7 protein-coding genes are annotated in these 9,886 nt (G+C 64.4%); 3 read left to right on the top strand and 4 right to left on the bottom strand.

Features of this window, described 5'->3' with window-relative positions; translation table 11 throughout:
* Positions 1 to 21: 21 nt before the first annotated feature.
* Entirely contained in the window at positions 22 to 2,193 is a 2,172-nt protein-coding gene (locus GXY33_14495) for a hypothetical protein (GenBank protein NLX06344.1), read from the bottom strand.
* Positions 2,194 to 2,321: 128 nt separating this feature from the next.
* Here GXY33_14495 and GXY33_14490 point away from each other — a divergent pair, with 128 nt between their 5' ends.
* A complete protein-coding gene (locus GXY33_14490) occupies positions 2,322 to 3,860 on the top strand; it encodes a hypothetical protein (GenBank protein ID NLX06343.1) in 1,539 nt (512 codons plus the stop codon).
* 63 nt (positions 3,861 to 3,923) lie between these two features.
* Positions 3,924 to 5,450: an ADP-ribosylglycohydrolase family protein gene (locus GXY33_14485; protein NLX06342.1), complete on the top strand. Its 1,527-nt coding sequence runs from the start codon at positions 3,924 to 3,926 to the stop codon at positions 5,448 to 5,450.
* 13 nt (positions 5,451 to 5,463) lie between these two features.
* On the opposite strand, the gene GXY33_14480 is transcribed toward GXY33_14485, so the two are convergent.
* The 3 genes from GXY33_14480 to GXY33_14470 are packed head-to-tail and all read right to left on the bottom strand — an operon-like array spanning position 5,464 to position 9,173.
* Positions 5,464 to 6,582, bottom strand: coding sequence for a hypothetical protein (locus GXY33_14480; GenBank protein ID NLX06341.1), 1,119 nt, complete (start codon positions 6,580 to 6,582; stop codon positions 5,464 to 5,466).
* A gap of 17 nt (positions 6,583 to 6,599) precedes the next feature.
* A complete protein-coding gene (locus GXY33_14475) occupies positions 6,600 to 7,718 on the bottom strand; it encodes a hypothetical protein (protein NLX06340.1) in 1,119 nt (372 codons plus the stop codon).
* A gap of 6 nt (positions 7,719 to 7,724) precedes the next feature.
* Positions 7,725 to 9,173: an ADP-ribosylglycohydrolase family protein gene (locus GXY33_14470; protein NLX06339.1), complete on the bottom strand. Its 1,449-nt coding sequence runs from the start codon at positions 9,171 to 9,173 to the stop codon at positions 7,725 to 7,727.
* A gap of 123 nt (positions 9,174 to 9,296) precedes the next feature.
* Between GXY33_14470 and GXY33_14465 the strand changes: the two genes are divergently transcribed.
* The coding region (locus GXY33_14465) for a hypothetical protein (protein NLX06338.1) at positions 9,297 to 9,886 on the top strand (590 nt) is incomplete at its 3' end.

The following is a 9,886-nucleotide window of genomic DNA, read 5'->3' as shown; positions in this document are numbered from 1 at the left end:
GTTTGGCCGGCTCAAGGGGGGTTATCCTACTTCGGCCAAGCGGTTCTCCGCAAGTTCAACCATCTTGACGGACATTGGTTCGAGGCTGTGGGTTCCGGTATCGATGGCCTGCTTGCTCCAGGCCGGCTGGCAGGCGACGCGGGCTTCCATCGGGGCTGAGAGGAGGTTCATCACGAAGAGGACCGATCGCCGATCGACGGTGCGGAGCAGGCACCAGAGATTGGGGTTGGAGCAGGTGATTTTGGGCTTCAGGCCCAGCGGAGCCAGCAGGTTCTTGAGCATGGCTTCGTGTTCCCGCATGGCGTGGAGCCAGCGGAAGCCGAGGAAGATGAGCCTGCCGCCGCCTGGCGTATCGATGCGCCAGGCGATGGGTTTGCCGGAGAAGTCGTCCTCACCGACGATGCGGGCTTGAGGCGGCAGTTTTTCGGTGAGGAACACCTCGCCGTTGTTGTGGACGTTGGCGACGCCGGCGGCGCTGACCCGAACGGCGGCGTTCCGCGCGCTGGCGAGGGTCGGCTGGCCGAGATAGTCGGCGAGGATCGAACAGGGACGCAGGTTTTCATCCAGGTTCGGGATCACCGGCAGCAGGAGCATCCTGCCTCCGCGGTCGAGGTGGTCGATGATGCGTTTCTGTTTGTTCGCGGCCATGCTGGAGGAGCAGACGGCAACGAGCGGCGTATCGGCCTCGCCGATCCAATCGTCCGCGCCGAGGTCGCGGAGCACGGGCGAAAGGCCGGCGCAGAACGCGGTGGTCAGGAGGCCTTTGAGCAGGAAGTCCGAGGCCTCGGAGCTTCGCATGAGGGCATCGCCGTTCTGCTTCCAGTACTGGGCGGATCGCGGGTATTCGAAATCAACCAGGCAGCGGACGTCGTATTCCTGCTCGGTACGGGCGAACCAGGGACGGTCGGCCAGGAAGGTTCCGATCTCCTTCTGAACGTGATAGAGAGGACGGACGTCGCCGGAGGCTCCGATCGGCGCGCCGTAGTCATACATGTCGCTGGTCGCTCCCGCTCCGGGCGGGTTGGGCCCGCCGGTGAAGATGTAGTAGTTATACCCCTTCATGCCGAGGCCCAGGTGCATTCGGTAGAAGGCCCGGGCGTCGTGGGTGGTGATCGGCGGCCAGTCGGCTGCGCTTCCCGAAGGCATCTCGTAGACGGTGGGAGGAAAGCCCATCAGCCGGAGGGTCTCCAGCGACCAGAAGAGGCGGATGGCGAGTTGAGGGGTCGGGTTGTTCTGCGGCCAGGCTTGGGAGAGGCTGTAGTAGTGGTCCGCGCCAAGGAGAAAACCGCCGGAGCCTTCCAATGCTTTGGCGGTTTCCAGGAAGTAAGGGTTCATGTTGGGATTGGCAGAGTTGTGGACCAGCGGGGTGTCGATGCCGAATTCCTTCATCCAGGCGGCGAGGGCGGCGGAGTACTCGGCGATGGTCGAGAGGTAGAAGTCGAAGTAGTCCTTTCGCCGCCGCACGTCGGCTGGTGCGGAGGAGTTGCCGGGCGGCAGCGGGCGGACCTGCTCGAACGAGGCGAAGTCGGTTCCGTAGGCGTCGTTGAGGTCGGCGATGGCTTGGTATTTGTCCCGCAGGAATCGCGGGTACCGGCCGTCGGGTTTGCCGAACCCCATCGCCTCGGGATGGTAGTCGAGACCTCCGAACCACATGTGAACGCCGGTCAGTTCGTTGTCGAACTGGGTGAACGCGATAGGGCCGCCGCGGGAGACGGTGTAGCGGGCCAGGATCGGGCAGACCCGGCTGAACCAGGTCCGGACCTTTTCCAGGAAGAGCGGATGGACGTAGGAGATCGAGCTTGGGCGGAGGGGTTTGCCGTCGAAGCTTTGGGCGAGGACGGCTGGGTAGTGCTCGACCAGCCAGCCGGGCAGTCCGTCGTGGATGAGCTCGGAGTACTGGTAGGGCCCGGGCCGGGCGATGACGTAGAGGCCGGCGTCGCGGGCGGTCTGGAGGAATTCCTCGAGGTCCAGCCGGCCGTCGTCGCCGGTGAACTGGAAATCCCCCTCGGCCGGCTCGTGGATCAGCCAGGGCACGTAGGTGGCCAGACAGTTTCCGCCGGCCTCCCGCAGCAGCTTCATGCGGCCGGGCCAGTCCTTTTTGGGTACGCGGAAGTAGTGGAATTCGCCGGAGCACAGGAAGATGGGCTGACCGTCGATCGTGTAGCTGAGGGTGTCGAAAGCAATCGGTTTCATGCGCGTTCTCCTGACCGGCATTTCGTCCGCCAATTATTCATCCGGCGGCTTGTTCGACAAGAGAAAACGGATAGAATCGCGGCCTGCGGCGGGACTGGACGGAAAGCGAAACGGCAAGGACGAGGGCCATGATCTACAAGCCGAACGTCGGACGGTTCAAGGACACGTGCATCTACTGGCACGAGGGGCGGTATCACCTGTTCAGCATGTACATGCACCAGCGTGGTCCGGACGAACTGTTCCGCAACGTCTGGTCGGCGGTGTCGGACGACGGAGTGCACTGGGAGCACCTGGGGCCGGTGATCGCCGATACGCCGTTTAACATCTGGGCGATGGCCGTCCATCCGGTGGGCGGCAGGTTTATCATGAACCACGGGAGCTTTACGCGGCCGGGCATTCAGAACGTGATCCGGTTCTGGGAGTCGAAGGACCTGGTGCACTGGACGTATCGCGGCCCGCAGACCGACCTGACGCCGGACACGCGGTGGTATCATCCCGACAGCCGGCTGGACTGCATGGACGTGGTGACGGCGGAGGAGGACGGCCGGCGGGTCTGGTACGGCTATGCCACCGGGCCGGGCGGCTTCCTCAGGTCGGCTGACGGGTTGAACTGGGAGGGATTGCCGCCGCCGACGATCGACTGGAACGGCTTGGCTGCGCCGCCCACGCCGGGCGATGAGGGGCTCTTTGAGATCGGCGGGTGTGAGATCATCGACGGGAAGATTTACCTCTTGGGCGGATGGTTCAACTACTTCGGGTTTCCCGGCTATGGAGTCTTTACGTTGATCGGCGATACGCCGCGAGGGCCGTTCCGGGCCGATCCGGCGGCGTACCGGCTGTGCGGAAACTCCGGGCGTTGGGTGGCGCTGTGGGCGCGGTATATCCGGGCCCAGCCGGAACTGCTGATCAACGGGTACATGTACGATGGGTTCACCTACGAGACGGGCGAGACGTGGCTGCCGCCGATCAAGAAGGCGGTGGTCGACCGCGGCCATCTGCGGCTGGGGTACTGGCAGGGCAACGAGGCGCTCAAGGGCAAGCGGTGGCCGATCGAGCCGAAGCGGATCGGGCTGACGTTCCCGAAGGGCGGGTCGGATTGCGCATGCCGGCTGACCGATCGCGGCGTGGAAATCGAGGCGAAGCCGGAGGTTGGCAGTCACAGCCGGCTGGTGCTCCGTTCGCACGTGCCGACGGCGGTGGCGATGCTCGATCAGCCTCTGGAGGCGGCGGAGGGGCTGGTGATCGAGGGAACGGTTGCGGTGACCGCGAGCGATCCACGGCTGGTCTCACCGTCGGTTGGGTTCTTTCTGGAGGAGGCGGACGGCGAAGGGACGGCAATCATCCTTCACGCCTGCGGTCGGACGGAAATCGGCGAGATGGTTTTCGGTCAGGACGGAAGGGCGGAGTTCGCTTGCGAGGACGCTATCGTTCCCGGCTGTGCGGCGACGCCGGGAATCGTCCCGCACGTGCCGCACCGTTTTCGGCTCTTGTTGCGAAGAAACATGTTCGAGCTCTACCTCGACGACCTGTTGGTTCAGACGTTCAATACCACTCACAGCCCCGATGCGCCGGGCTGTTTTCCCAGGCGGCTGGGCCTGCTGGTTCAGAACGGGCAGGGCGTTTTCGGCGGCCTTGCGGCCTGGCGGATGACGCTGGGCAGTGACTGAGGATTGTTTGGTTTTTCCCTATTTCACGTGGAAAGCAAATAGCCCAGAAACGGAGACAGAAACATGGCTGTCCAAGAACGACCGATCCAACTGAGCAGGCGGGAGTATCGCGACAAGGTTCGCGGGTGCTGGCTGGGGAAGAACATCGGAGGGACGCTGGGCGGCCCCTTCGAGGGGCACAAGTACGTCAACGGACTGACGTTTTACGATCCGGTGCCGCGGGAGCCGCAGCCGAACGACGACCTGGACCTTCAGTTGGTGTGGCTCAAGATGCTCGAGGACACCGGCACGCTCGAACCGAGCCTGACGGATTTCGTCCGGTACTGGCTGGATTATTTGCGGGCGTATCCGGATTCGGAGTACGGCGTGTGCCTGATGAATCTGGAGCGCGGGCTGCGGCCGCCGATTTCCGGGTGTTTCGAGAACGGCTTCGCGGACAACATGGGCGCGCCGATTCGCAGCGAGATTTGGGCGTGCATCGCACCGGGCGATCCGCAGTTGGCGGCGGTGCTGGCCTGTCGCGACGCGCTGCTGGACCACGCGGGCGGCGAAGGGGTCTACGGTGAGATGTTCTGGGCGGCGGTTCAGAGCGCCGCGTTCGTGCTGTCCGATCCGCTGACGCTGATTCGCATCGGCCTGTCGATGATTCCGCTGACCAGCTACGTCGCCCAGGCGATCCGCGAGGTGCTCTGGTGCCGCGACCGGGGGATGAACTGGGCCCAGACGCAGCATCACATCGCCAATCTGTTTTCGAACCCGGCGACGGGTTGGCGAGGCATGGGCGCGGCGGCGCTGGCCGCCCCGAACCACGCCTTTACCGTGCTCGGCTGGCTCTACGGCAAGGACTTCGAGGATCGGCTTCTCAAGGCCGTCAACTGCGGCTACGACACCGATTGCACCGGGGCGACGCTGGGGGCGTTGCTCGGGATTCTCGAAGGGGCGGACGCCCTGCCCGCCCGGTGGGTCAAGCCGGTCGGCGACCGGATCATCCTCTACGAACGCACCAGGCGGTTCAACCATCCCAAGACGGTGGCGGAGCTCACGCAGCGGACCGCGGCGGTCATGGAGCAGGTTGTCGCCGGCCGATCCGATACCGTCTGTCTGGGCAACAAGACCGTCGTTCCGGATAATCTGCAGGACCTGCTGTGGCGAAACCAGAAGGCCCGGGCGGCCCTGAGCCTCTACGATCCGCTTTCGGCGGTGGAGACCGACAGGGACCTGGAGATCGTCTTCCACTACGATCGCGAGCCGGTGCTCTATCCGAAGGTGGAGATGATCGTGCGGATCAGCCTGCGGCGGGACGGTCAGCCGGTCGAGGGCGCGGCGATGCAACTGACCGGGCCGAAAGGATGGAAGGTGGTCGAGCACGGGCCGGGCGTTTTCGGTGTGCGCGCCGAACGGATGCCGGCCAACGGCTGGGTTCGGGTGAAGGCCAAGCTCGACGGCCGGACGTACGGCGCGCGATTTGTGCTGCTGAGTCCGGACCGCGTCAGCGGCTACCAGTGGGGCGTCGAGCGGTGCCCGGTCTGCCACGCCCGCAAGGGCGCGTGCCTCTGTCGCCGGCCGCCGTCCCGGAAGACAAAGGCTTGAACTTCGGTTTGGGCTACATTTGGCGGGCGGCTTCGACGAAGGCCCGGCAGTGGGCCAGCGGCGTGTTGTGGAAAACGTCGTCGCTTAAGCCGACGACGTGGCGATAGCCGCGGGTATCCTCGCGGACTTGGTGCACCGCGGCGCGGATCTGCTCGACCGGGCCGTTCTGCAGGAGATCGAGCGCGATATTTCCCTTGGTGATGATCGCCGGGTCGAGTTGCTGCCGGGCCCAGCTGAGGCTGGGCAGATTGCCGACCGGCGGGACTGAGAGCGTTTCAAAGATCTCCGGTTTGAACTCGTTGTAGATCCCAGCCTCCACGAATGCCTTGGCGTGCCCGCAGGTGTGCCAGAGGACAAACCCGCCGTCCGCCCGCCACTGGTCGAAGATGGCCCGCGTGTTCTGGGCTTCATGCGAGCGGAAGAAGTCCGGCGAGATCCACTCGGTTCCGCTGACGCAGTAGAACAGGTAGTCGAAGCCCGCCTTGCGGAACGTGGCGATCTTCTTGAGGATCAGAGCGGTCGTTACCTCGTGCAATTCGGCGTAGGCCTCTGGCCAGTCGGCCATGTGGAAGAATCGCTCATCGTGGTTGCAGAGGTTGACGTTGGGCGGCCCGGACCACGTGCCCAACACGCCGCGGTCGCCGATCGCCTGGCGCAGCCGCTTGCCTTCGGCGATGCCGGCGTCCTCGTCGTAGTCGAGCTGCTGCTGGGTCAGCCAGACGGCTTTGCGGTAGTCCTCCTCGGTCTGGAGCCAGGGTTTGACGGTGTGGCTGCTGGCGGCGATTTCCTCCGTGCAGGTCAGATCGCCGTACGGAGTGCGGATGCAACTCTCGACCCGGGTCCGGTCGCCCAGCGACTGGCGGCGGACTTCCGGCAGCGCGTCGGCGTTCCGCGGCGGGTAGTCGAACCAGGCCAGCAGCGTGGGATCCCAGCCGCAGAGCTTGGCCATCGCCATCTGCTGGCTGACGATCTGGTACGGCGAGCCGGGCGGGAACGGATCGGGCTCGTCGTACGGCCAGTGGTACGGCTGATCCAGCGCCCAGTCCTCGCACAGCGGGCTGACCATCGGGCCGACGTCCTGGCCCTTAAGAAGTCCAAACCACTTCTCTCGTACGGATAGATCGCCTGCCATCGTGTGCTCCTTGCCTATCAGCGGCCTTCGAGCAGGGCCAGTTTCTCGTCCATGTAAAAGCGGAAGTTGTCCCACGAGACGTCCGGCGGAACGGTGTGGTCGATGGTGGGGATAAAGCCGCCCTCGTCAACCAGGCCGGCGAGTTCCCGCAGGTGCTCGCGGATCGCCTGCCGGCCGCGGGGCAAAACGCGCTTGTCCACGCCGCCCCAGAGACGCAGGCTCTTGCCGAAACGCTTGCGCCATTCCCGCGGATCGACGTTGGAGGCGCGTTCCATCGGCCAGAGGACGTCGACTCCCGCGTCCATCAGCAGCGGGACTAGAACGGTCGGATCGCCGTCGGAATCGAGGGCCACGTAGCGAACGCCGTGAGAGTGGAAGAACTCGACCAGGCGCTTCATGTGGGCGAAGATGAATCGCCGGTAGGTCTCGGGGCTCAGCAGCGGGCCGGTCTTCATGGCGAAGTCCTCGTTGAACACGACGTACTCGACGTCGATCTTCTCGAGGACGGGCCGGCTGACCTCGATGACCATGTCGGCGAAGAACTCCATCATCTCGTCCATCAGGGCCGGGTAGTCGTACCAGGCGTAGGAGAGGTTCTCGGTGCCCATGAACTCGCGAGCCCGCCAGTAGAAGCCGGTGATGTCGCAGTTGCGGCCCAGGGCCAGCGGGCAGATTCGCGATCGCCATCGCTCAATGCAGCGGTCCAGGTCGCCGGGGTACCGCTGCGGCAGTGCCGCGACCAGCCGCCGCTTGATCTCCGGAAAGTCCTCGGGCCGCTCGACGGGAAAGCCGATGAACTCGTCCATCGAAGCGCGGGTGCCGTAGGTGGTGCCGGTCTTGAGGGCCTTGGTGACGATGCCTTTGGTGTTCCGGGCGATCAGATAGTGCTCGGTTTCCTCGATGACCTGCGGTTCGAAGGGCGGGATGAAGTCGTAGTTGACGTTGATGTATTCCCGCCGGTCGAGCTTCAGGTCCGGCTCATCATCGAACCACGACCATGTGAAGCCCCGCACAGCCTGTGGCGCTTCGTGCTCCCAGCGATCGCGCGTCTGGCCCCAGACGCCCAGTTCGTGGTTCGGCCGCCGGTCGCCTGACTGGTAATCCATGCACGCCAGAAAGCGTTCCAGGTCGTTCATGTTTGCCTAGTTGTCCTCGCAGATGCACGCTTCGATCCGCGCCCAGCACTTGGGGCAGGCCCGGACGTTGTCGCCGGCTGGGAAGCCTTTGGCTTCGCCCGGGCCGAGCATGACGAAGTCCACCGCCGCTCCGCCGCTCAGGACCACCTTGACGGTGTTCCGATCCGCGATCGGGCCGGTCGAGAGCAGTTCGAACCTGGCCGGTCCCAGCCGCCGGCAACTCCAGCCGGCGGGAACCTGCAGTTCGACCTGCGGGTTCGTTTCTCCCGCGACCGTCACCTCGACGGTTCGTCCAATGTTCGGCCACAGGACCGGGTAGCCATTGTAGTGGAATGAGACTTCCTTGTCGCCACAGATATCGACCGCCATCTGGCTGTCCTGCTGCAGCGCCGCGCGGGCCACGTCGTTGCGGAAGAGCCGCGTCAGGGTGTCCTTGGGCAACGTTGTCTTGTCGCCGAACGCGCATTCCCGCGACTTGGCCATCGCCTTTTCCGCCACCGCCACCGTCCGGTCGGTCAGTTCCATCAGGTTCTTGGGTGGCGTGAAGTTACGGGTGAACTTGTGGACGACGATGTCGGTGCCGATCGGCTCGACCCATTTCTTGGGGATTCCCGCCGTGCCGCCGAGGATGCCCAGCACCGATCCCAGCGTGGCGCCGGTGCAGTCGGTGTCATAGCCGCAGTTAACCGCCTTGCAGAGCTTGTCGCCGAAATCCTTGCCGTAGAGCCAGCCGATGACGGTAAAACCGTGGTTGGGAATGGCGTTGCACGGTTGAATGTGGCCGAACCGATGGCTGATCCGTTCCCGGGCCTGCCCCCAGGTCTGGCCGTTTTCGTGGCACCAGATCACCTCGCGGACGGCCCTGGCGATGTGGCTGCTGATCGGGATCATGCTCAGTCCCAGCCGCAGCAGGGTCATCGGATCCTTCTCGACGAATGCCGCCGACTCGATCGCCGCCCAGAACATCTCGCCGTAGGTGCCTTCGCCGCCGGCGTGGTCCACGGCGGAGTCCTTCCAGGCCATTCGGGCCGCCGCCTGCGGATCGCCCGGAAGCAGGCACGCCCAGATCTCGCTGCGGATCGGCGAGCCCATCTCGTCCACGAAGTAGTTTTCAAAGCATCCGGCCACCGGAGGCTTGAGGCCCCGGCTGTAGTTCCGCATGAAGAACCCGTACTCGTTCCACGGGTACGAGGCGCCGTAGCGGTTCCAGTACTCGGCGAACCACGGCAGGGCCGGGTCGGTGCCCTGTTCTTCCAGCATCTTGAGCCAGATGAGCTGCAGGTCCAGGTCGTCGTTCGGAGCCGCCTTGCTCGGCAGGGGCTCGTAGAAATCCAGCGCGTGAGGGTACCTGTGGCATTCCCACGGCGCGCCCAGCGTGCCGCCGATGTTCTTGCCCAGCCAGCAGGCGTAGACCTTGTCCCGGTATTCTTCGCGACCCAGAATGATCTTGTCCATTGCCATCTCCTGAAAGGAACTCTCGGTCCACTATACCGTTGGTTTGGGTGGAGGGAATGCTTAGAATGGATAATCCTTGTACGAATTGGCAATGGCTACTGTTGGTGAGGACGGATCGGACGGATGGGACCGTTGGGAACGCATACGGGTTTAGGCCGCATTATCGCCTCCGGTGTGATGAAGGACGCCGTCATGGGGCCGGGCATGCGGGTGCTGTCCAGCCATACGATTGTGTACGTTTTGGAGGGGCAGGCGTGGTATCGAGACCCTCAGATCGCCGAGACTCTGCTCGTTCCCGGCGACCTGATTCTCCTCTTCCCCGGCCATCCCCATCACTACGACCACCGGTCGGAAGGCCACTGGAAGCAGATTTACTTCATGTTCGACAGCCCGATGTTCGATCTGTGGACCGCCAGCGGCCTGATCGGTCCGTCACGTCCCCTTCACCACGTCGAACCGGTCGAGTATTGGCACAAGCGGTTCGCCTCGGTCCGGGGCAAACCGCCCGTGGTGGAGATCCTGGAACTGCAGATGATCCTGGCCGACGTCCTCCTGAAGGAGGAATCGGCTTCGATGGCCAGCCACGATCTGGAGTGGGCGGCCAAGGCCTGCTCGGTGCTGGAAGGGAGTCTGGAGGACCGGGCGTCGCTGCCCCTTGTGGCTGAGACGCTGGGCCTCTCGTATGAGAGTTTCCGCAAGCGGTTCTCAAGGAT

The organism is Phycisphaerae bacterium, assembly GCA_012729815.1.
Classification (GTDB): Bacteria; Planctomycetota; Phycisphaerae; order JAAYCJ01; family JAAYCJ01; genus JAAYCJ01.
The sequence above is the reverse complement of the archived record's forward strand: the minus strand, read 5'-3'. Positions and strand labels throughout refer to the sequence as shown.

What these genes read in the sequence shown, in the direction of transcription:
- GXY33_14485 (NLX06342.1), top strand. Translation starts at nt 3,924, where the DNA reads ATGGCTGTCCAAGAACGACCGATCCAACTGAGCAGGCGGGAGTATCGC.
- GXY33_14495 (NLX06344.1), bottom strand. Translation starts at nt 2,193, where the DNA reads ATGAAACCGATTGCTTTCGACACCCTCAGCTACACGATCGACGGTCAG.
- GXY33_14475 (NLX06340.1), bottom strand. Translation starts at nt 7,718, where the DNA reads ATGAACGACCTGGAACGCTTTCTGGCGTGCATGGATTACCAGTCAGGC.
- GXY33_14480 (NLX06341.1), bottom strand. Translation starts at nt 6,582, where the DNA reads ATGGCAGGCGATCTATCCGTACGAGAGAAGTGGTTTGGACTTCTTAAG.
- GXY33_14490 (NLX06343.1), top strand. Translation starts at nt 2,322, where the DNA reads ATGATCTACAAGCCGAACGTCGGACGGTTCAAGGACACGTGCATCTAC.
- GXY33_14470 (NLX06339.1), bottom strand. Translation starts at nt 9,173, where the DNA reads ATGGACAAGATCATTCTGGGTCGCGAAGAATACCGGGACAAGGTCTAC.